The sequence below is a fragment of the Actinomycetes bacterium genome, assembly GCA_036000965.1.
Taxonomy (GTDB): Bacteria; Actinomycetota; CALGFH01; order CALGFH01; family CALGFH01; genus DASYUT01.
The window spans coordinates 1-21,683 of record DASYUT010000006.1; the positions used below are offsets into that span (position 1 = coordinate 1).

Consider the following 21,683-nt stretch of genomic DNA (forward strand, 5'->3'; position numbering starts at 1 on the left):
TCGGGATGCAGCCGGTAGCCGTAGGGCGCCCGCGTCCACGGCAGCAGCTGCCCACTGCGCAACCTGGCCTGCCGCCCGCGCCGCATCCGGTCGGCGATCAGGGTCCGCTCGTACTCGGCCACCGCCCCGCGGATCTGGGTCACCAACTGCTCGTGCGGGTCGTCGCTTGGCGGCCGATCACAAAACACCACCCGGACGCCACGTCGCTCCAACTCCTCCAAGACCACCATCTGGTGCACGAAGTTGCGGGCCAGCCGGTCCGGCGCAGTCACCAGCACCATGTCGAAGGCCGCCCGCGCCGCATGGTCGCGGAGCGCATCCAGGCCGGGACGGCCCAGCCTGGCGCCGCTGGCGCCGTCATCGCGGAAGACGTGCTCGGCGGCAACGGTCCACCCCTCGTGCGCCGCGACGTAGCTGTGGAGCTGGGTGACCTGCTGCTCGATGGTCTGGGCCTGCTGCTGCCGGTCGGTGGACACGCGCACGTACAACGCCACTCGCATCGCTCACCCCTTGCTGCTCTGCTCCCGCCGCCGCCCAGCGCAACACCAGCTGGTACGCCCGATCCCACCGTTCCTGCCCGTCTGGTTGCTCGCTGGTCTCCCGCCGGACCTCGAAGGTGCGCCGCATCGCCACCCTCCCGCTGCTGTCCTACTCGGAAGGGCTACACCCGCCAGGCCGCCGCCGCAGCGGCCGCCGCCACCAGTCCAGACGAAGCTGGCCATGACGGGTCCAGCAGAACTTGTCACTTGCGATCAAACCATCGAGCACACCGTCCGCTTCGCCAAACAGACCCTCGGCTGGACCACCCCCAGGGTGCGCACGCCCACCCAGGCCGACCGCTGGACCTGGCTGGTGCTGGCCGGCTACACCCAGCTGCGCCTGGCCCGCGAGCTCGCCGCCGACCAGCGGCTGGCGTGGGAGCGGCCCCGACCGCCCGGCCAGCTGTCCCCCTACCGGGTCCGCAGGGGGTTTTCGCGCCTGCTGTGCGCGCTGGGCACGCCCGCCAGCCAGCGCGCCACAACCCTGCGGGCGCTCCCCCGGCCGGCCCAAAGGCCACCGGTCCAGGCCGGCCACCCGCTACCCAGCCATCAAGAAGGCCGCCTGACCAGCCATCACCAGCATCAACGCAACCGCCGACCAGACCAGCGGCTCACTCAGCACGCCCACAGGGTTAAAACGCAAGCTTAGCTTGGGTTTTAACCTATCTGGGATCTTTAGACTTCATTGGGTTGTCTGCTTTGTCGGTCTGCTTGGCGACTGGGTAGCGTCTAGCTGGACCGCTGCGGCGACCCTTGGGCCGGCCAGGGCCGGGAAGGTTTCGGCCCACGGGCGGCGCCGTTGGCGAAGGTGAGTGACGCGTTCGCGGCCGCGGTCCACCGTTTCATCGATCGCCAGCGGGTGCCGCTGGTGCACTTCACCAAGGGTCAGCGCAAGGACGAGGTGATGCTCGAACACCTGGCCGCGTTCGAGGCCGCCGGCCACACGGAGGGGGTGGTGTTCGTCGGGCGGGCGCAGGAGAAGACCCGGGTGTTCCGCACCGAGAAACGCCGGGATGCCGCCGGGAAGACCTACCCGTGGATCGTGAAGACCTCCGGGGTGGTCAACCAGTGGTACTGCTGCTGCGTCGACGGCGACTTCGGGCCGTTCTTCCTGAAGTTCTCCGGGTACTTCCCCTACACCGCCAAGTTGTGCAGCAACGGCAACCACTGGGCCCAACGCCAGGCCGCCAAGGCCGGTATCGCCGTCACGCCGTTGGACAACGGCTTCGCCGCCGTCGCCGACGTGGCCGCCCTGCAGGCGATCTGCGACCGGCTCGACCCCGAGGCGATCGATGCGCTGCGGCGCAAGTGGCTGGCCCGCCTGCCGCACCCGTTCACCCCAGCGGACCGGGCCGCGGGCTACCGCTACGAGGTGTCGATCCTGCAGGCGGAGTTCTCCCGCACCCAGGTGTTGGACAAGCCGGTGAGCGGGCGGAGCTTCTTCGAGCAGGTGATCGGGGACAACCTCGACATCGGCCGCCCGGACCAGATCGGGCTGGTCTTCGACCGGCGGATCATCCGGAAGGGACCGCGGGCCACCCCGGGCCGGTTCCGCACCCGAATCATCACCGACGGGGTGGTCCCCTGCCTGCACGTGGACTACAAGCACGCCAAGATCAAGCAGTACCACAAGCTCGGGGTCGCGCTGCGGACCGAGACCACCAGCAACGACACCCGCGACTTCGGCATCGGCAAACGGCTGACCAATCTGCCCGCCCTGCGGGAGATCGGCTTCAACGCCAACCGGCGTCTCCTGGACGTCCAACAACGCAGCCACGACCCGACCACCGGAGCCGACGCCCTGCATGCCCTGACCGACCCGGTGCAAACTCCCACCGGGGAACGCATCCCCGGGCTACGGTTCGCCGACCCCCGCGTCCACGCACTGCTCGCCGCGCTGTGCGTGCACCGCCTCCACCCCCGCGGATTCACCAACCACGACCTCCGCACCCTCACCGCGCAACTCCAGGGCAGACCACCCGACGCGATCACCCCCGGCCAAATGAGCTACGACCTGCGCCGCCTCCGCCACCACGGCCTCATCGAACCCATCCCCGGCAGCCACCGCTACCACGTCACCGACACCGGCCTGACCGACGCCCTCTTCCTCACCCGCGTCCACGACCGGCTCCTACGCACCGGCCTCGCCGAAATCACCGACCCCCGGGCCACGACCCGACTCCGGGCCGCCACCCGCGCCTACCAAGCCGCCGTCGACGACCTCCACACCCGCGCCCAACTCGCGGCCTGACCCCACCACCACAGACTTGACTCAATCGTGGCGACTTACGTCGCCCAAGCCCTCTAGGGCTTGCCACCGTCCTGCATGACCAGGGTGACCTGGACCGCGCCCGCACCCTGCTCGAGCGCGCCCTACACATCCGTGAGACTCGCCTGGGCCCCGACCACCCCGACACCGCCGCCAGCCGCCGGAGTCTTGCGCTGGTGGTCGCGGAGCTGGACAATCGGGAGTAGCCGTTTAACGGTTTACGGCTTAGTTTTCCCCCTTCTGGGGTGATTCGCGCACTCTTGCGTGCGCCAGGTGCTCTCCTGTGTCCCTCGAAGCGCCCGCTCGGAACACGCCTTCCTGCCCTGTCTGCTCGCCATCCGACGTGCCGGCGTGGTAGGACAACCCGGACAGGCTGGCCCAGAAGGAAGGGCTGGACACATGGACCCGGCGACGATCGTGCTGACGGTGGCGGGGCTGCTGGCCACCAAGGCCGCTGAGGCCGCCGACCAGGCCGGCAAGGGCGCCTGGGGTGGGCTCTGACCCGCCTGGCCGAGACGGTCCGCTCCAGGTTCCGCGGCGACCAGGAGGTGACCCAGACGCTGGACCGACTGGAAGCCCGACCTACCAGCCAGGGCCGCACCCGGTCCTTTGCGGCGCGCCGACCGCGTGGAAGACGTCCCCGACCCGATGCAGCAGAGCCGCGAGCGGCGTAGCGACCAGGCGCCTGCCAGATGGCACCCCGACGTCGTCATGCCACATCCGGTCCTGCTCCATGATCCCGGCCCGCAGCTACGCCCCGATGAGCGCGAGCACCCGGTCGTCGGCGACCCGCCGCTCGACGAGCGTGACAGTCACCCGGCGTCGATGAAGCCGAAGCAGTCGGCGATACCGGCCGAGGCGTCCCTGACGCTGCAAGCCCGTTCCAGACCCGGCAACGGGTCAGCGCTTGCGGCCGACTCCACCATAGAGCCCGCCCGGCAACATCGAGTTCGGGTCGTCCGGCCTCCACAGCTGGATCTCCACCAAACCAGGGTCCAGCAGGTCGAGTCCGTCGAAGAACCGCTCGACTTGCGCACGGGTGCGGGTCACGATGGAAGCGGTGGTCTGCTGATACAGCCGTTCGACCCTCGCCCCCATCTCGGCCATCACCTCCGCCGACATGTCCGGCCGCGCGGGGACGTCTTTCGTGCCGTGGGAAATCGTCAGGTAGCTGCCGCCTGCCACGGCATCCCTGAACCGCGCCACGATCCCCAGCGGGTCCTCGTCGTCGGGGATGAAGTGCAGGACAGCCACGAGCAGCAGAGCGATCGGCTGATCGAAGTCGATGAGCTCCCGAACCTCCGGGTGCCCCAGGATGACGTCGGGCTCCCGCAGGTCGGCCTGGATCGCGACGGTGTTGTCACCGGCCAGCAGCGCGCTGCTGTGCGTCACCACGATCGCATCGTTGTCGACGTAGACCACGCGCGCGTCGGGCGCGATGGCCTGGGCGATCTCGTGGACATTGCCCTGGGTAGGCAGGCCGCTGCCGAGGTCGATGAACTGCCGGATCCCGGCCTCGCGGGTGAGGAAGCAGACGGCCCGGCGCAGGAACGCCCGGTTGTCCCGGACCACGTCACGGGTTACCGGCGCGATGGCAACGACCTGTTCTGCCACTTCGCGGTCAGCGGGAAAGTTGTCCTTGCCGCCCAGGAGATAGTCGTAGATGCGCGCCGGGTTCGGCACGCTCGTATTGATCTCGGTGGTCCAGTCGCCGTCGGCCACCCTGTCCTCCGTGGTGTCAGCGTGCGTGGCTGCCGTCGAGGATTCCTTGATCCCACCCAGCCGCACTGCGAGCGCAAGCAGTGGTCTGCCTATCCATAGGCCATACGGAGCAGTTGCAGCCTAACAGTCCCGCAGGGCGCATGGCACCGGCGCCGGCCTGGAGAGCGCTGCCGATCCGGACTGATGGACCGGCCTCCCAGCTGGGACGTGGCCGCGATGCTCAGTCTGGTGCGCGCTGCTGGCCAGCCGTTGCTTTGCGACGACTGCCGCTGGCTACCAGCAGCAGCTGCTTGGGGGCGTAGGGGTTGGGACGGGACGCTCCAGCGAGCCGCGTTGAATGCACCGGCTCCTATTGCAGGCCGCCGGCGTGCAGGTCATCGACGGTGGCGCTTGCGAGCGTTCATGCACCGCTTTTGAGGAATGCAGCACTACCGGTGGTTTGTTGGCTTGGGCTGCTAAAGGGAGGGGGGACGAGTCATCGGCTGAACGCGCCGAGCCGGCGCGCGGCGTGGCGTTGGTGCCGCCGGGTCGGTGACGGGCACCGGCGCGGGACTGCACGCGAACCTGGTGGGGCTACGCGGCCGAGCCGTTGAAGTAGCTCTGCGCCTTGGCCCAGGCGTTGGCCCCGACCGCGTCGCCCAGGTCGCGGCCCCCAAGGTCGGCGTCGAGGAAGTGGATGCCGCCCTGGCGGCGGGAGTTGCCGGCCTCGTCGAGCGCGTTGGTGAAGGTCGGCCAGGTGAGCACCATCGGCACGGCCGGGGTGGCGCCTGGCTCGATGCGCGACGAGCCGGCCGGGACCGTCACCCGCGCGCCGAACAGGTCACTGCCGGTGAACAGCCGTAGGACCCGGGCGCCGGCCGCGCTGAAGGTGCTGTGGCCGGACACGTATTCGGGGAAGGGCGGGGTCAGGGAGGTCATCGGCTGGTAGGGCAGGTAGTTCTCGCCCTTGATGAGCCTGGTCCCCTGGTAGGGCCCGCCCCAGGCGAGCACCCACTGGCCGGCCCGGCGGGTGCGCACGGCCGTGATCGGGCGGACGTAGTCCCAGCGACGCTTGGCGTTCCAGGCGACGATGCTGGCGTCCAGCATGGTGTTTGCCAGCGCGAAGAACAGCTTGGCGTCCTGGTCCAGGGTATGGCCGTCCTTGCGCGAGATCGCCTGGGCGAACAGGCACCAGTGGCCGGGCGGGGTCTCGCTCGCCGGGCCGTCGGACCAGTACTCGATCCTGACCTTCTGGGCGTCCGTGAGGCTGGCGCTCTGCAGCAGGGTCTCGTCGACCTCTTTGTCGATCGCGGCCAGGGTGAGGTTCTCCGGGCCGGGGGGAAGAAACATGTCCGGCGAGTTCAACGCGAACGCGACCACGCTGCGCCAGTGCGGGGTGAGGAACTTCTGCACGACATAGCCGCCGTTGCCGTCGGGCAGGCGCAGCGGCTGCCAGCGGTACAGGTCGCTGACCTGGTCGGGGGTGTTGACCGGCACATAGCCGCTGGTGTCGGCGTAGCCGCCCGCCTGGTTGGAGCCGTCGCCTGCGCGGAAGTCGAGCACCGCCGTGGCGGCGGTGTTGCCGACCCCGGCGGCGGTCTTGGGGTCGGTCGAGGCGATGTTGGGGTTGTAGCCGAGCGCCTTCATGAACGCGGCGAAGTCGGCCGAGCGGGCGGGGAACAGCTTCAGCAGCGCGCGGTAGGCGGCGTAGCTGATCGCCTTGCTCTTGCGGGCCAGGGTGCGTTCGGCGACCGGCCGCCGCAGCGAGCCGCCCAGGCGGGTGCCGACCGCGACCGGGTCGTAGGCCGCCCAGGCGTCGTACATGCTGGTGTGCACGATGGCGAGCGCCCGCGCGGTGATCGTGGGGCCCGGCTTCGTCGCCCGGACTGCCGCCAGGGTCTGCGCATCCCACCTGAGCACGACGTTGTCGCTGGGTGTCGGCCCGTAGGCGTCCAGGGGGTACAACGGGCCCGGACCGATCGGCAACGCGGGGTTGGGAAGGACATCATCGTCGTCCACGGTGACCTGGACGGTGAGGTCCGCCGCCGCGCTGCCGATGGTCGCAACGACAAGGGATGCGACCAGCACGATGGTCACCGTCAGCCTGCGTAGCATCACCAACCCCCCCTTTGACCGATTCTGGTGATCGCCGTCGGGCGCGGCCGGCCGCCGTTCGCGGTGGATCTGCCCGCACCGACCGCAGATGCGGACCCGAACGGACCGAACGGAACGCACGCCGGTCCGCACGGAGCCTCGGACTCCGGCGCGCGGAGTCTAGACAGACGCATCGACCAGACACAAATCCGGGAAACAGGCAATGCTTCCAGTTCACGGCCGAGCACGCCATCCGGAGGCCTTCACCACAACCTCGACACCCTGCAGCCGCTGGGCTTCGCGCTGCCAAGCAGCAACGATCGGCACGGCGTCGGCCAGCCCGGTCAGGTCTTTCTGCGATCGCCGGCAGCAGCAGGCCATACCCCAAGCCAACAAAGCCACCGTTAGGAGCCTGCCTGGGTACCGAGCATCCCGGCACGGTAGGGAGCCGGCAGCGGCTCGTGGCGGCGTTGGACAATCAGCGGCAGCCGTATAACGGTTTATGCGTCATACGAGCGGTTCTGGGGTGATTCGCGAACGGTGGCAGTCGGCAGGATCCACCCCTGCCGGGCCAAGCCGGTTCGCTAGTGGAACTCGTAGGCGCCCCGGTCGTCGAAGGCGCGCGGGCCAGCGCCGGTGTTGGGCGTGCCCGGAATGTCGACCCGGGCGTGGCCTTCCAGGTCGCTGGACTGCTGCCCGCTCACCCCGGAGTTGGCCGCGTCGATCGCGGGCGAGCCGGTGGTCAGGTGGAAGTTGTGCCCGCTCGCGCTCACGAACCTGGGGTCGGCCTGGCGGTCGTGGGTGCCCTGCCCGGTCGCCGAGCGGAACGCCGCCAGTGAGGTGTAGCTCGACGAGCCCCACACATACAGCGTGTCGGCACGGGTCAGCCAGGTGACGTTGTAGTCCACCCTCGAGCCCGACACAGAGTTCTTGTCGACGCGGATGTCACCGTGGGTGCGGGGGCTGCCAATACCGTTGTCGACCGAGATGTTGTTCTCGACCGTCGCGCCGGAGGAGCTGCCCTCGACGTTGATCCCGGCGGTGACGTTGCCGTAGACCGTGTTGCCGATGATCCGCTGACCGGTGACGTTCAGGTCGTCGATGCCGTGGTCGCCGTTGCCATAGGCGAGGTTGTTGACGATCAGCCCGTTCGAGCCGCCGGTGTAGGACTGGATACCGGTGTCTTCGTTGTCGTGACACCGATTGCCGATGATCGCGTTCCCCGGGGCACGCACGTCGATCCCGGGGGCGGCACGCACATAGCCGCGCGCGTTGGCGAAACTCTCGTTGCCCTTGACCGTGTTGCGGGTCGAGCCGTCGGTCAGGGAGATCCCGGCCTCGCTGTTGTGATCGGTGGTATTGCCCTGGACGAGCGAGTCGCTGGTGTTGTTCAGCTTGATGCCCTGGGCGGTCTGGCCCGACGCCGGGTGGCCCGCTCCGGTGACGTGGTTGCCGCTGATGGTGACGTGGCTGGCACCGATGGCGTAGATGCCAGCTCCCGAAGTGCCGGTGATGGTGAAGCCCTGGATGGTGACATAGCTCTTGGAGGAGATGGTGAACCCGTGCGTGCCGCCGTTGACGGTCACGCTCGCGCCGCTCGCTGACCGCACCACTACCGGCGCGCTCGAGCTGCCGGAGTGCCCCACCGAGACGCCGCCGCTGTAGGTACCAGAGGACACCAGCACGGTCTGGCCGCCGGTGGCCACGCTCGTACCCTTGCTGATCGTGCAGAACGGCTGTGAGGCGGTCCCCGAGCCGGAGTCGGTGCAAGCCGGGTCGCTCCGGTTGACATAGAGGGTCGACGGCGCGGCCCAGGCCGGCACCGCCAGCGCCACGGCAGCGAGCACAACAAGCCCGGCCAGACCGGCGAAGGCGGGCCAGACCAGACGGCGGGCGGGTGACGGCGCGCCAGGCCTTGTGAATATGCGCAGCTCCATGGGCCCCCCCCCGTGAACCGCCGGCGAATTGCCAGCATGCGCAGGGGCCCGATCGCCAACCATGCGCATCGGTGCCAATTCGACTACGGCGAACGACGGTGCCTGGTGTCTTCGAGAAGGCCATGAGCACAAAACTCCTGGGGAAGTCATCATGGTGCTTTGGTTGGAGCGTTGCGGCGGTCGGCCGTTATCGCAGACGAACGGCTGCGGCCCTGCCACCATTCTCGGCAACCTCGCCGTCCTGCACACCAAGACGACCGCGAGTACACCCGCACCTACCTGCGAGCGCGCCCTGGCCATCCACAAGGCCTGCCTCGGCCCCGGCTACCCCGACACCGCCTGCACCTCAACGACCTCGCCATCGTCTTGCACGGTCAGGGCGACCTCGAAGCCGCCCGCCCCTGATATGAGCAGGCCCTCTGGATCCGCGAGGCCCGCTTGCGCCCCGAACACCTGCACGCGGTGGCAAGCCGGCAGGCGCTTGCGGCGGTGGTCGCTGACATGGACAATCAGAAGTAGCCGTTTAACGGTTTATGCGCTATGCGAGTGGTTCTGGGGTGCTTCGTGAACGCTCGCGTGTAGAGCGTTTATCTTCCTGGAGTCTGAACGTCGCTGCTCACACGCCCGATGGGAGGCCAACTGGACCGGCTCCACCCGACCAAACATGGCGGCCCCCTGGTGTCGAACCTGCCAGCCCGCAACCCGACCTTCACCGGCTGCGCCGACCTGCTCGACCAGCTCCACCAGCGCTTTTCCCCCGGTCAGGCCGCTGCGGTTGTGCAGACCCAGGCGCAGACGCTGCACGGGCTGGGCGGGGTCGGCAAGACCCAGCTGGCCCTGGAGTACGCCCATCGCCATGCTGGCGACTACGACCTGGTCTGGTGGGTGGCGGCCGAGCCGCCAGCGGCGATCCCTAGCCAGCTGGTCGCGCTGGCCCGCCGTCTTGGCCTGCCCGAGGCCGCCGAGCAGGCCGAGACCGTCCACGCCCTGTGGGACGCGCTGCGTCAGCGGGAGCGCTGGCTGCTGATCTTTGACAACGCCGAACACCCAACGGAGCTGCGTCCGTGGTGGCCACCTGGCGCTGGGCGGGTGCTGGTCACCTACCTCAACCTGCTCGGTACCCACGCGCGTGAGCTGTTCGCCCTGGGCCAGCCGGCCACCACTGCCCAGACCATCCGCCGGTCTGGTTGACCTTGGTGAAGCAGCCGGTACCGGTGGTGCGTGCGGGCAGGCCGTACTGGCTGCTGAACACGCCGAGGTCGCTTTCGGCGGTGGGGTCGTCGCAGGCGTCGACGATCGCGGTCGTCGTGGCGGCGCCGGCGGTCAGGCTGGTGGGGGGGGTGTAGACCGACTTGATGATCGCCGGGGACAGGCCGGTCGGCGAGGCCGACGCGTTCGGGCGCACGTGCAGCGGGTGGTGCGCGGAGTGCCCGGTCGAGCTGGTCGTCGGTGCGCCGGCCGGGACGTGACCGCGGCGAGGGCCGCGGCAACCGCCAGGACGAGGACCAGACCCTTCACCTGACGACCCTGCTGGGGCAGGGCGGAAGTGGGACCGGTTGGGCCCTCACACCGATGGCACAAAACCGGTCCGCGCGGCGAACGCACCAAGGAGGCCACGGGCCAGAGGCCAGGCAGCGCGCCGCCACGCGTGGCGCGCTGCCTGGGGCCAATCCTCGACGAATCAGTGGCCGTTGGTCGGGCGTCTGACGGCCCACCTGCGGTCCTGGTTCCTCACGTCGGGCCTGCGGATGCCAAACGATCGCGCAGCGGCAGCGGCGACAGGACCGCAGCGCTCCCCGCAGGCTGGTCAGTGCCCCCTCGTGGTGTCTGGCACCGTGCTGGGCGGCACCGAGCTCGGCGGTCCACCATGGGTCGTGGTCGACGGCGCCGTGCTGGACGGCACCATGCTCGGCGGCACCGAGCTCGGCGCCCCGCCATGACCGGAGCCCCTGGTCGTGCCCGGTGCCGCCGTGCTGGACGGGCCCGTGCTGGACGGGCCCGTGCTGGACGGCGCCGTGCTGCTGGTGACCTTGGCGCAGTAGGCGGCGACCTTGCCGCCGCCGCCGGCGGCCTTGGCCAGCGCCGCGAACGCGACCGCGTCCAGTTTCTTGCCGTGCTGGCCGCCCTGCCCCGCCGCCCACGCACGGCACAGGCCCTGCGCCGCCGGCCCCGCCGCATCCGGGCCCACCGCATGGGCCCCGGCCGCCGTGGTCGTCACGGTGGTGGCGCTGGACGCGGTCGACCCGGTGGACGCGGCACCGCCGAACACCGCGTGGGCGACCTGCTGGGCAGGCGCGGGTAGGGTGCCGGTGGCCGCGGCGGCGACCCCGCCGGCGGCCAGCACGCCAAGCGCGACCGCAGCCGCCTTGACCGTCAACAGCTTCGCGAACACACGAGACCTCCCATGGAGTCGACTCTCAGGACGTGAGCGCGCCGCCGCCACGAACGCCGCCACCACCGCCGCCTCGCCGGCGAGTTCCTCGGCGGCCGGGGGAGCCGCCGCCACGGCCAGCAGGTCGGCCACCCGCCCATAGGCTGCTGGCAGGTCGGCGGCAGCCAGCCGTCCGGTCAGCAGCCGCTCGGCCGTGCCCTGATCCAGGGCCAGCCGGTCGTGGTGGGCTCGCAGTAGTCGTCGCATCACGCTGGCAAGAGCGTCGCCATCGATCAGGGTGTTACACCCTGGGACGTGCGCCGCGGCCCTGCCTCGCTGCCGCCGGCCACGCGTCGAGCATGCCGGCGTGCCGCGCCGGTCGCTGCGCACAGGCGTGTAACGCGCCGGGGGGCTGCGGCGCTTCTTGGAGCTGAGTCGTGTCGGCGGCTGCAGGCTGTCCTGGTGTCCTACCAGGCGGCTTGACCCCCCGGTTGCTCCCCGACCGGCACGCTCCCCAGCCAACCCAAAAGCTTGCTCCTCCGGCCATGGAAAGAGTCCCACCATGCCGAGCACGGCGCGTTCGGCCCTGCCCGAACCCGACCTTGGCGGCGCCCATGCGCGGCAAGGCCGCCGCCGTGCCGCGCGGTCGGGACCCGATGTTGCCGCGACCCACCAGGGCCTGTGCCGCGCCTGGCTCCCCGGCCGCGGCCACCCCCCAGGCAACCACACCGACGCGGCCGCGTGCTGTGCCCTGACCGCCGGAGGCGGCCCCGACCAGGGCGCAGCCTGTGGCCAGGCGCTGCTTGTGGACACCCCGGCTCGGGAGGCAGGGACGGGTGGCGGCCCGCCGACCCCGACCAGCCCGCCGACCCGCGCACCTGCGTGGTGGGGCAGGGCTGCGCGAGCGCCCTGTGGGGAGGGAGGCCCCACCCTGCCCCACCAACCCCAACAGCAGCGCTGATGCTCCAAGCTGCCAACTCGCCGCCAGGAGCAGCACGACCCTGGGCCTTGGGGCAGGACCAGCCCCAAGGCCCAGGACCCACGCTTCGGACAGGCCGCGGCGCCCGGTGCACTGGGCCCCAGGCGTGCCGTCGTGCCGCCGCGCATCGTGGCTTTGGTGGGCACGCGGAGGTGCCATGATCGGCTCGTCGTTCCCGGCGCTGCTGTCGGCCGCCCAGCGTGGGGACGAGCAGGCATTCGCCATGCTGTGGCGGGACCTGCAGCCGGCGCTGCTGCGCTACCTGCGCGTGGCAAGCCCGACCGCGGCCGACGATCTCGCCGCCGAGACCTGGATGTCGGTGATCCGCGGCCTGGCCCGCTTCCAAGGCGACGAGCAGCACTTCCGGGCGTGGGTGTTCACCGCGGCCCGCCACCGGGCCATCGACTGGCAGCGCCAAGCGGCCCGCCGGCCGACCGCGTCCCTCCCGGTTGCGCTGCTGGCCGAGCGGCCGGCGCCGGATGATCCGGCGGCCGCGGTGCTGGAGGCCCAGTCAACACGTGCGGCGCTTGCCCTGCTGGCCGAGCTGCCCGTCGACCAGGCCGAGGTGGTGGCCCTACGGGTGCTCGGCGGCCTGGGCGTCGCCGAGGTGGCCAGGATCGTCGGGAAACGCCCGGGGGCGGTGCGGGTGCTGGCCCACCGGGGGCTGCGGCGGCTGGCGACGCGGCTGGAGGCGGCCGCGTTGGCACGGGGGTAACGCCACGAGCGACGACGACGCTCTTGTCGCCGACATGCACCGATTGCTTGGGTTCCTTGGGGCCGCGTCGCCGGCCTTGGACGAGGACACGGTCGACCGGCTGCTGACCAGTCGGCCGTACACTGCCAACGCCCCACCCGGCTATGCCGGGCTGGCCAAGCTACTGGCCGCGGCGACCGCCCCGCCGAGCCCGCAGGAGCTGGCCTGGGAGCACGTAGCGCTGGCCGAGTTCGCAGCCACGGTGCGGCCGCATCCCCCACCCCCATCTCCCGGAGGGCGAACGTGCTCAGTAAGCTGGCAAGTGTCAAGGCGGTCGCCGTGGTGCTGGCGGCGGTGCTGTCGGTCGGCGGGGTGGCCGCCGCCGCAACCGGGCTGCTGCCCACGCCGGCTCAGTGGGTGGCCGGCCAGGCGCCGTCCACCTCGGCTGCCGGCCAAGCCGGCCAGGGCGTGGGCGACGCCGCGGTCGCCGAGCTTGGTGTGGCGGCCAAGCAGGGGCTGTGCCGGGCCTGGCAGGCCGGGCAGGGTGCCGACAACGGCCGCCGGGCGGACTCGCCGGCGTTCCGGGCGCTGGCGGCAGCGGCCGGGGGTGCCGACAACGGCCGCCGGAAGGATTCGGTGGCGTTCCGGGCGCTGGCGGCAGCGGCAGGCGGGGCCGACAAGGTTGCTGCCTTCTGCCAGGCCACCACGCCAGGCGGCGCAAGTGCCCACGGGCAGGGGCAGGGCTCGTCGCCGACCAGCGTCGCCCCACCTTCGACCACGGTCTCACCTCCAAGCAGCGGCCCGCCGCCAAGCACCGGCCTGGGAGGGCACGGGCGTGGCGCACCCCCAACGACCACCGGCTAAGGTACCCGTGGGCTGCCGCACCGAAGTGGCCTCCCCCTGCGCTTTCAGTGCGGCACGACAGCTGGGCCCGGAGCGCATCATCGCCTCCGGGCCCGGCCAGCCTCCAAGACCGCGATCGCATCGGTGCCGGGTGCACCTGGGAGGCGACAATGGCCGATACGGCTGAGACCAACCGGCGCTCGGACGACGAGTCCGAGGGGACGGCCTTCACCGAGCTGGTCGACGCTCCAGTTGCGGCGTTGGGCCTGCCCAACAGCGCTGCGGACGCACTCGAGCAGGCGCTTGGCGTCAAGACCGTCCGCGACTTCGCGGAGAACAGGTATGTCCGCCGGGCGCAGGCAATCATGAACCTGGCGAAAACCAAGAAGTGACGCGCGTCTGTGACTTTCAGTCTGGTTTGGGATCGGATATGACTTGGCGGTTGGTGCGATAGGGCTCCCGCGGGGAGCTGCTGAAGGGAGTGGGCATGCGGGTTCGTGTGTTGCTCGGATCGGTTGTGGCCCTGCTGGTGGCGGCCGTGGTCTGGCAGCCGGCAGCGGGCGCGGCGCCGACCGGCGGGTACATCGTGGTTCTCAAAGGCTCGGTCGGCTCCGCCGCGGCCGTTGCCGCCGAGCAGGCACGGACCCGCGGTCTTGTGGTCGGGCACGTCTACAGCCACGCGCTCAAGGGCTACAGCGCCGTCATGTCCGCCGCGGACGCCCAGGCACTGCGGGCCGACCCGCGGGTCGCCTCCGTCAGCCAGGACCGGCTCGTCCACGTCGACGCCCAGGTGCTGCCGACCGGGATCGACCGGGTCGACGGGGAACTCTCCAGCACCGTGTCCGGGAACGGCGCGGGCAGCGTGAATGTCGACGTCGCCGTGATCGACACCGGCATCGACACCACCCACCCCGACCTCGACGTGGCGGGCGGGGTCAACTGCTCGACCGGGCGGAGCTTTAACGACGGCAACGGCCACGGCAGCCACGTCGCCGGCATCATCGCCGCCAAGGACAACGACATCGGCGTGGTCGGGGTCGCCCCGGGGGCGCGCCTGTGGGCGGTGCGGGTCCTCAACCCGGCCGGCTCGGGCAGCTTCGCCAGCGTCATCTGCGGGGTCGACTGGGTGACCGCCCACAGCGACGTGATCGAGGTCGCTAACATGAGCCTCGGCGGCGCCGGGACCGAGCCGGCCGGCTCCGGGTGCGCGACCGGCGACCCGTTGCACGACGCCATCTGCAACTCGGTGGCGGCCGGGGTGACCTACACGGTCGCCGCCGGCAACTCCGCCGACGATGCCGCCAACCACGTCCCCGCCGCCTATGACGAGGTCATCACCGTCTCGGCGCTGGCCGACTTCGACGGCGAGCCGGGTGGGCTGGCCGCCCCGACCTGCCGGGCCGACCAGGATGACACGTTGGCGGACTTCTCCAACTTCGGCGCGGACGTCGACCTGATCGCCCCGGGGGTGTGCATCCTGTCCACCTACAGGAAGGGCGGCTACGCGACCCTGAGCGGTACGTCGATGGCGAGCCCGCACGCGGGCGGGGCGGCCGCGCTGTACAAGGCCTCCCACCCGGCAGCCAGCCCCGCCGCGGTGAAGCGCGCCCTGCAGCAGGCCGGCAACCTTGGCTGGAACAACGTCGACGACCCGGATGGGGTCAAGGAAGTGCTCGTCAACGTGGACGCCTTCTAGCCTTCTAGGACCCCTCCACCAGTCAGTGGGCCGAGGACAGCCGGACGCGGCTGTCCTCGGCCGGTGAGCGGTGGTCGGCCGAAACGGCGGTGGCCTGCTGCGCGTTCCTTCAGCAGAGACGGTGCGCAGCGCAGGGCTGCGCCGCAAGGTCGCGACTGTGGTGGCCGAGGGTGCGGGTGGCGCCCTCCGCCATGGCGGGGGAAGGAGGCGTGGGGCCAGGTTCGGAGCCAGCCACGGTCACGTCCACAGCCCAGCCTCGTTGCGGGAGGATGCATGCGAGCAACCATGCGGACCACAATCCTTTTGGTGAGCCTGCTCGCCGCGCTGGTCGCCGCGCAGGCCTTGCCGGCCTCGGCGACCGACGGCGACACGCTGGTGTCGGTCGGCAGTCCTTCAAGTCCCTTCTCTCCGAACAAGCAGAACGAGCCGGCGGTCGCGGTTGACCAAGCCCACCCGAACATCCTCGCCGCTGGCGCCAACGACAACATCGACCTTGAGGCGTGCAACGCCGGGGACGACACCACCTGCCCGTTTACCCCCGGGGTGGGCACCTCCGGGATCGTCTTCTCGTTTGACGCCGGCGACCACTGGGTGCAGTCGACCTACTCGGGCTACAGCGCCCGAGTCGGCGTGGACGGCAGCTGCCTTGGCCAGGTCGGGCCCGACCCCGGCTGCGTGCCGCTCACCCCCGACCAGGGCGGGGAGATCGGCACCCTGCCGTGGTACTACGAGAACGGCGTGGTCTCCGACGGCGACCCGGCGCTGGCTTTTGGCCCCCGACCGGACGCGCAGGGCAGGTTCTCGTGGGCCAACGGGTCGCGGCTGTACTACGCCAACCTGACCGCCAACCTCTCCGCCAAGCGCAGCGAAGCCGGCTTCAAGGGCGTGGAGGCCATCGGTGTCTCCCGCACCGACGACCCGGTCGCGGCGGCGGCCGGCGGCCCGAGCGGCAAGGCGGCCTGGAGGCCGCCGGTGGTCATCACCGGCAGCGAGAGTGCAGCCGCGTTCGCCGACAAGGAGCAGATCTGGGCCGACAACGCCGCCTCCAGCCAGTTCTTCGGCCACGCCTACGTCTGCTTCGCCCGCTACGTCGGTGGGCCGAGCGCGGGGTCCAATGCCCACACCCTGGACGTGGCCAGGTCCACCGACGGCGGGGACAGCTGGTCCAAGGTTACCGTCGTCAACATCCCCGGCTCCTCCTCCGGAACGCCGTTCTTCCTGTTCAGTGGGGCCAGCGGCTGCACCATCCGCACCGACAGCACCGGGACCGTGCATGTGTTCTGGCTGGGCTGGGACCAGCAGCTCCAGCAGCAGGGCATCTACACGGCCCGCTCCTTCGACGGCGGCGCGACCTTCGAGCAGCCACGGCGGCTATTTGCAGCCGAGCACACAGGCATCCTGGATCCGGTGCTTGGCCGCACCACAATGGACGGCATCGCCGGCGCCAGAAGCGACCTGTCGGACGCGCCCAGCGTCGACATCGCCAACGGGGCGCCGACCGGGGCCGGCGGCAGCGACCAGCTCGTGCTCACCTGGGTGGACGGCCGCGACGGCCTGAACGACGAGCACGTCTTCTTCAGCGCCTCCACCGACGGGGGCGAGACCTGGACGGGCCTTCGCCGGGTGGAGGACGAGATCGGTCAGCCCTCCGACCGGGGCTACTACTCCGCGCCGGCGATCTCTCCCGATGGCGGCGATGTCTACCTGGTCTACAACGCCTTCATCGAGCCGTACAAGACCAGCACGATCGGACCTGACAATGACCGTCCGCTGCTCGGGGTGGTGGCCCATGCCGCCGTGGCTGTCGGCGGGACGGTCGGGGCCTTCGCCCAGTTGCATCGCAGCCCGCCGGGGGACGCGCGAGCGTCCAGCCAGAACGACCTGACCGCGGAGTTCTTGGGTGACTACGTGTACGCGGTGGCGACCAACGGCTACGGCGCGGCGGTCTGGAACGATGTGCGGCGCGCCGTTGACTGCCCAGCCATCGACGGCTGGCGGATGTCCTTGCGTACCGGGGACTCGGTGGCCAGGCCAGCCCCCCAGCAGGACTGCCCCGCCGGGTTCGGCAACTCCGACATCGTCGGCGGCTCCTACGCCGACCCAACCACACCCTGACGTCTACCGGGTCAAGACGATCAAGAGATGGTAGGTCCGACCTGGCCGTGGAGGTGGACGCCGGCGCCTGGTTGGGCCTGGACGGTGAGGGTCCCGCCGATGGCGTCCAGCCGGTCGCGCATGTTGGTAAACCCGTGGCCGGCCAGGATGGCGGCGGGTTGGCAGCCGACACCGGTGTCGGCCACGTCGAACGACAGCCCGTCTGTCGACGACGAGGAGATGGTCGCGGAGGCGCTCCGCAACACCGGGGCCACCGTGATGGGCAGGCGGATGTTCAGCGGCGGAGCGGGCCCGTGGGCCGATGACCCGAACGCGGACGCCTGGTGGGGGGATGAGCCTCCCTTCCACCACCCGGTGTTCATCCTTACCCATCACGCGCGGGAGCCGGTGACCAAGCAGGGGGGGACCACGTTCACCTTCGTCGCCGACGGGATCGAAGCCGCGCTCGAGCAGGCGCAGGCGGCCGCAGGTGACAAGGACGTCGCGGTGGGAGGAGGCGCGAACGTCGTGCAGCAGTACCTGAGGGCGGGCCTCCTCGACGAGCTTCAGATCCACGTGGTCCCCGTGCTTCTCGGTGACGGGGTCCGGCTGTTCGAGAACCATCTCGGGGCCGGGCAGGTTGCGCTCGAGTGCACCAGGGTGATCGAGTCACCCACCGGCGTCACCCACCTTCGGTACCGGGTCGTGAAGTGAGCTCGCACGCGTGACCTGTTTCTGAGTTCGCGATAGAGATCCTGGGTCGACTAGCCAACATCGTCGGGCTCCTGGAGTGGAACGGGCTGAGGTTCGCCCTGTCAGCTCCCCCCGTCGACCTGCGCCTGGCCCGCTCGCGCGGTGGGGATCACCTCGCGCGCCAGGCGTTCGGCCTGCTCGTCCTTGCCGGGCCCGGCCGGGATGAGATTCAGGGCGGTGAAGCCGAGCTTGACGAACCCGAGCAGTTGCTCGGCGACGGCGCCCGGGGGTCCTGCCACCACAGACGGCTGTGCGTCGGCACGCTCGTCCACCCGATCAGGAGTCCACGCATGCGCGTTCCCTTCGCTTCGCCCAATGGTTCGGCTGCTCGGGCGCCTCGACCCGCAGCAGCCGGAACGTCAGCTCGACGGCGGGGCCGATCCCGAAGGCGAACAGCATCGTGCCGACGCCGGCCGCCCCGCCGAGGGCCCACCCGACGGCGAGCACGCTCGCCTCGATCAACGCCCGGACCAGACCGACCCGAAGCCGTGTCCGTGCCGCGATCGCCAGCATCAGCGAGTCCCGGGGCCCGGCGCCGAGGCCGGCGCCGATGTAGAGCGCTGAGCCGAGCGCGACCAGCCCGACCCCGGCCAGCACCGCCGCGAGCCGGAGTGGCAGCCACTGGGCGTCCAGGTCCCCGGCCATCCCGCTGCCGAGCATGACGTCGGCGAACACGCCGATGAGCAGCATGTTCGCCAGCGTGCCCGGCCCGGGCCTGACGCCGGACGCAAGCGCCACGACCACCAGGACCACGCCGACGAGGATGGTTGCGGCGCCGAACGACAACGGGGTGGCCTGCCGGATCCCGTCGTGGAGCACGTCCCAGGGCGACACGCCCAGCCCGGACCGGAGCCCCAGGACCACGCCGGCGGCGAACAGCCACAACCCGGCCAGGAGCCGGACCCAGGCGAGCGGGCGGCGAACGGCGGGGAACCTCGGCTCGGCCCGATTCACTGGGGCACCCCCTTTGGGGTTCCCCAGACCCCTCCGGCGCGTCATGCCGGCTCCTCCTCGGCCATGCGGTCGACGACCGTCTGGGCGATCTCGGCGAGCGCGTCGAGCTGCTCCCTGGACAGCAGGTCGATGAAGTGCCGCCGCACCGATGCGACGTGACCGGGGGCGGCGGCCTCGATCGCGCGGAAGCCGGCGTCGGTCAGCACCACGAAGGCGCCCCGGCCGTCGGCGGTGCAATCCTCCCTGGTGACCAGCCCGCGCTGCTCCATCCGGGTGATGTGGTGGGACAGCCGGCTCCTCGACCACGCCATGTGCTCGGCGAGCTCGCCGAGCCGCGAGCGGCGCCCTTCGGCCTCGGACAGGTTGGACAGGACGTCGTAGTCGGGCCCGGACAGGCCGGCCTCTCGGGCCAGGTCCCGCACGATCTGGGCGTTCAACAGCGTGCGCATGCGCATGTAGCCGCGCCACGCGCGGGCCTCGGCGTCGTCGAGCCATCGCGGTTCGTTCATCTCGGCATGCGACTGGATAGTTGACATATCATCTACACTATACCAGGTTTAGGTGACACGTCAACATAAAGAGGCAACTACGAGGTGGGTGCGCGATGGACGGCCCGCAACTGGACACCTACCTGGCCCGCATCGGCATGGCCCGCCCGGTACGGGCCGACGCAACGGCACTGCGGGAGCTGCAGCTGCGCCACCTGCTCGCGGTGCCCTTCGAGAACCTCAGCATCCACCTGCGCGAGCCGATCGAGCTCGACGCGGAGGCACTGGTCAACAAGGTGGTCCAGCGACGTCGCGGCGGGTTCTGCTACGAACTCAACGGCGCGTTCGCGGCACTGCTGTCCGCGCTCGGCTTCACCGTGACGCTCCTTGCCGCCCGCGGCTTCGGCCGCGATGGTCTGGGACCGCCGTTCGACCATCTCGCCCTGCGGGTCGACGCCGACACCCCCGAATCGTGGCTCGCCGACGTCGGCTTCGGCCGCCACAGCCACTACCCGCTGCGGCTCGGCGTCCATGCCGAGCAGGCCGACCCCGGCGGAACCTTCCGCATCGCCGAGACCGCCAGCGGCGACCTCGACGTCATCAGGGACGGCGAGCCGCAGTACCGCGCCGAGCTACGCCCCCGCGCGCTGCGCGACTTCGAGGCGACCTGCTGGTGGCACCAGACCTCGCCCAAGTCCCACTTCACCCAGTCGCTGGTCTGCTCCCGGCTCACCCAGACCGGCCGCGTCACCCTGAGCGACCGGACCCTCATCGAGACGGCCGGCAACCAGCGGCACGAGCGCACCCTGACTGGCGACGCCGAGGTGCTCGCCGCCTACCGGACCTACTTCGGCATCGTCCTGGACCGCGTCCCGTCGCCGCGCACACCGCCGCCCTCGCTGACGGTGCGGGTTCGATTGCCGTCACCCGCTGCACCTGAGCGCCCGGGCGCGTCGTCGTCGCGTGAGTGAGACGTGCCCGTCAGCCGATGAGACTGGTCGCGCGCAGAAGTCGAAGGTGTCTTCGAACCCGGGGTGAGGGCCGGACACCCGTACCACCACCGGGTCAGCGAGGGCGGCGGAAGGATGCCTGACTCCGGGAAGGAAGGGCACCTACCGGTTCGTGTACGCCAGCCCCGACCGGCTGCGGATCCAGGGACCCCCAGGCGCGCTGTTCAGGCTCAGGATCAACGACGGGCTCAAGGCGCGCCGCGTCTGGGTGTTGCACCAAGATCCCCGGCCCGCCCTCTGGAACGGGACGCCGCTGGTCCGCCCCCAGGGCGAGGACGCGCTCGGCCCGCTGGCCACAAGCTTCTCCACGCCCACCTGGTTCCGCGGGCGGCTGGAGGACCCCGACCGGCCCGCCAAGGTCCAGCAGCGCAACGGCCGCGAGGTCTACGTGCTGGTCCTGCAGCGCGAGCGGGACGCCCTTGGCGCCCCGGGCGTGGGAGTCCCCCTGATCACCCACCTTGAGGTGTGGGTCGACACCACCACCTACCTGCCGGTCCGCATCCAGTACCAGGACCGCTCCAAGCCGGGCCGGATCGTGGTCTGGCAGCAGATCCGCTACAGCTATGACTTCAGGCACGTCAACGACCCCGTGCCGTCCGAGGAGTTCGCCGTCCCGCCCGGCGCCGAGGTGCGCGAGGACCGCGGCTTTCGGACCATGCCGCTCGAGGCGGCCATCGCGCAGGCGAGCTACCGGGTGCCGCGGGTCGGCAAGCTTCCCCAGCCGGGCTGGACGCTGCTGCGCGCCGGCTACGCCCCTACCGGCTCTCGCACCGGCAGCGAGGGCGTGAACCCGCCGGGCCACGACCTGGTGGTCGCCGTCTACGGCAGCGGCCTGGAGCGCTTTGTGGTCACCACCCTGCTGGTCCGCGACCAGGAGCTGGGTCGCGGCGGCGCCTACGACGACCCGTTCGGCGCCGAGGGCGCGATCCGCGCGCGCAGGCAGTACCGGCTGCGCCACGGCGCCTTCGCCGGCACGGTGGCGACCATCGGCCTGCCCAGCGACGACACGCCCTACCTGTGGCTGCGCAGCACGGGCGGGGTGGTGGTGACCCTGCGCGGCGCCGCCACCGTCGACCAGCTCATCGCCGCCGCCGAGTCCCTCACCCGCTGACACCCACCCCCGACCCCGCAGGGATGAGGTTCATCGAGCGCTGATCGATCGCCGAAGCCAGTTGCCTCGAGTCGGGCAGTGGTGGCCGAGTCGGCGCCCTCGCTGCCGTGGCTCGTCGTGGACGGCGCGGGTCGTGAGGTCGAGTGAGGG

Annotated in this window: 19 protein-coding genes and 2 pseudogenes; 12 read left to right on the forward strand and 9 right to left on the reverse strand. The window is 70.8% G+C overall.

Translation table 11 applies throughout. The features are described 5' to 3' along the window. Nucleotides 1-500 (reverse strand): recombinase family protein (locus VG276_00160; protein ID HEV8647839.1); only part of this gene is annotated, 500 nt, incomplete at its 3' end. Between the two features lie 259 nt (nucleotides 501-759). Between VG276_00160 and VG276_00165 the strand changes: the two are divergent. The 3 genes and pseudogenes from VG276_00165 to VG276_00175 all read left to right on the forward strand — a co-directional run bounded on the left by VG276_00165 (nucleotide 760) and on the right by VG276_00175 (nucleotide 3,014). Further along, nucleotides 760-972, forward strand: a pseudogene (locus VG276_00165) (transposase). 375 nt (nucleotides 973-1,347) lie between these two features. Then, complete coding sequence (locus tag VG276_00170; protein HEV8647840.1) at nucleotides 1,348-2,790, forward strand: hypothetical protein; 1,443 nt, start codon at nucleotides 1,348-1,350, stop codon at nucleotides 2,788-2,790. Between the two features lie 68 nt (nucleotides 2,791-2,858). Next, nucleotides 2,859-3,014 (forward strand): annotated as a pseudogene (locus VG276_00175) (tetratricopeptide repeat protein). Nucleotides 3,015-3,708: 694 nt separating this feature from the next. Here VG276_00175 and VG276_00180 read toward each other — a convergent pair. The 3 genes from VG276_00180 to VG276_00190 all read right to left on the reverse strand — a co-directional run bounded on the left by VG276_00180 (nucleotide 3,709) and on the right by VG276_00190 (nucleotide 8,540). After that, nucleotides 3,709-4,530 (reverse strand): SAM-dependent methyltransferase, encoded by an 822-nt coding sequence (locus VG276_00180; GenBank protein HEV8647841.1) that lies wholly within the window; start codon nucleotides 4,528-4,530, stop codon nucleotides 3,709-3,711. Nucleotides 4,531-5,103: 573 nt separating this feature from the next. Then, entirely contained in the window at nucleotides 5,104-6,624 is a 1,521-nt protein-coding gene (locus VG276_00185) for a vanadium-dependent haloperoxidase (protein HEV8647842.1), read from the reverse strand. Between the two features lie 563 nt (nucleotides 6,625-7,187). Beyond that, nucleotides 7,188-8,540, reverse strand: a complete 1,353-nt coding sequence (locus VG276_00190; protein HEV8647843.1) for a right-handed parallel beta-helix repeat-containing protein — start codon at nucleotides 8,538-8,540, stop codon at nucleotides 7,188-7,190. Nucleotides 8,541-9,218: 678 nt separating this feature from the next. On the opposite strand from VG276_00190, the gene VG276_00195 reads away from it, so the two are divergent. Further along, nucleotides 9,219-9,731, forward strand: a complete 513-nt coding sequence (locus VG276_00195; GenBank protein HEV8647844.1) for an NB-ARC domain-containing protein — start codon at nucleotides 9,219-9,221, stop codon at nucleotides 9,729-9,731. A 616-nt stretch (nucleotides 9,732-10,347) separates the two neighbouring features. Here the strand turns inward: VG276_00195 and VG276_00200 are convergent. Continuing rightward, a complete protein-coding gene (locus VG276_00200; protein HEV8647845.1) occupies nucleotides 10,348-11,178 on the reverse strand; it encodes a hypothetical protein in 831 nt (276 codons plus the stop codon). Nucleotides 11,179-12,047: 869 nt separating this feature from the next. Here VG276_00200 and VG276_00205 point away from each other — a divergent pair. The 5 genes from VG276_00205 to VG276_00225 all read left to right on the forward strand — a co-directional run bounded on the left by VG276_00205 (nucleotide 12,048) and on the right by VG276_00225 (nucleotide 17,238). After that, nucleotides 12,048-12,605, forward strand: coding sequence for an RNA polymerase sigma factor (locus VG276_00205; protein ID HEV8647846.1), 558 nt, complete (start codon nucleotides 12,048-12,050; stop codon nucleotides 12,603-12,605). 282 nt (nucleotides 12,606-12,887) lie between these two features. Continuing rightward, nucleotides 12,888-13,448: a hypothetical protein gene (locus VG276_00210; protein HEV8647847.1), complete on the forward strand. Its 561-nt coding sequence runs from the start codon at nucleotides 12,888-12,890 to the stop codon at nucleotides 13,446-13,448. A 149-nt stretch (nucleotides 13,449-13,597) separates the two neighbouring features. After that, nucleotides 13,598-13,819 (forward strand): hypothetical protein, encoded by a 222-nt coding sequence (locus VG276_00215; GenBank protein ID HEV8647848.1) that lies wholly within the window; start codon nucleotides 13,598-13,600, stop codon nucleotides 13,817-13,819. 95 nt (nucleotides 13,820-13,914) lie between these two features. Then, nucleotides 13,915-15,123, forward strand: coding sequence for a S8 family serine peptidase (locus VG276_00220; GenBank protein HEV8647849.1), 1,209 nt, complete (start codon nucleotides 13,915-13,917; stop codon nucleotides 15,121-15,123). Nucleotides 15,124-15,408: 285 nt separating this feature from the next. Next, the gene (locus tag VG276_00225) at nucleotides 15,409-17,238 is read left to right on the forward strand and encodes a sialidase family protein (protein ID HEV8647850.1); all 1,830 of its coding nucleotides are present in this window, start codon (nucleotides 15,409-15,411) and stop codon (nucleotides 17,236-17,238) included. Between the two features lie 20 nt (nucleotides 17,239-17,258). On the opposite strand, the gene VG276_00230 is transcribed toward VG276_00225, so the two are convergent. Further along, complete coding sequence (locus tag VG276_00230; GenBank protein ID HEV8647851.1) at nucleotides 17,259-17,423, reverse strand: hypothetical protein; 165 nt, start codon at nucleotides 17,421-17,423, stop codon at nucleotides 17,259-17,261. Between VG276_00230 and VG276_00235 the strand changes: the two genes are divergently transcribed. Continuing rightward, entirely contained in the window at nucleotides 17,413-17,931 is a 519-nt protein-coding gene (locus tag VG276_00235; GenBank protein ID HEV8647852.1) for a dihydrofolate reductase family protein, read from the forward strand. The genes VG276_00230 and VG276_00235 overlap by 11 nt on opposite strands. A gap of 101 nt (nucleotides 17,932-18,032) precedes the next feature. On the opposite strand, the gene VG276_00240 is transcribed toward VG276_00235, so the two are convergent. The 3 genes from VG276_00240 to VG276_00250 are packed head-to-tail and all read right to left on the reverse strand — an operon-like array spanning nucleotide 18,033 to nucleotide 19,433. Further along, the gene (locus VG276_00240; GenBank protein HEV8647853.1) at nucleotides 18,033-18,242 is read right to left on the reverse strand and encodes a hypothetical protein; all 210 of its coding nucleotides are present in this window, start codon (nucleotides 18,240-18,242) and stop codon (nucleotides 18,033-18,035) included. Nucleotides 18,243-18,246: 4 nt separating this feature from the next. Continuing rightward, nucleotides 18,247-18,924: a hypothetical protein gene (locus VG276_00245; GenBank protein ID HEV8647854.1), complete on the reverse strand. Its 678-nt coding sequence runs from the start codon at nucleotides 18,922-18,924 to the stop codon at nucleotides 18,247-18,249. A 41-nt stretch (nucleotides 18,925-18,965) separates the two neighbouring features. Next, complete coding sequence (locus VG276_00250) at nucleotides 18,966-19,433, reverse strand: MarR family transcriptional regulator (protein HEV8647855.1); 468 nt, start codon at nucleotides 19,431-19,433, stop codon at nucleotides 18,966-18,968. 95 nt (nucleotides 19,434-19,528) lie between these two features. On the opposite strand from VG276_00250, the gene VG276_00255 reads away from it, so the two are divergent. Next, entirely contained in the window at nucleotides 19,529-20,383 is an 855-nt protein-coding gene (locus VG276_00255; GenBank protein HEV8647856.1) for an arylamine N-acetyltransferase, read from the forward strand. Nucleotides 20,384-20,534: 151 nt separating this feature from the next. Next, on the forward strand, nucleotides 20,535-21,533 hold the full coding sequence (locus VG276_00260) for a hypothetical protein (protein HEV8647857.1): 999 nt from the start codon (nucleotides 20,535-20,537) through the stop codon (nucleotides 21,531-21,533). The last annotated feature ends 150 nt before the right edge of the window (nucleotides 21,534-21,683 follow it).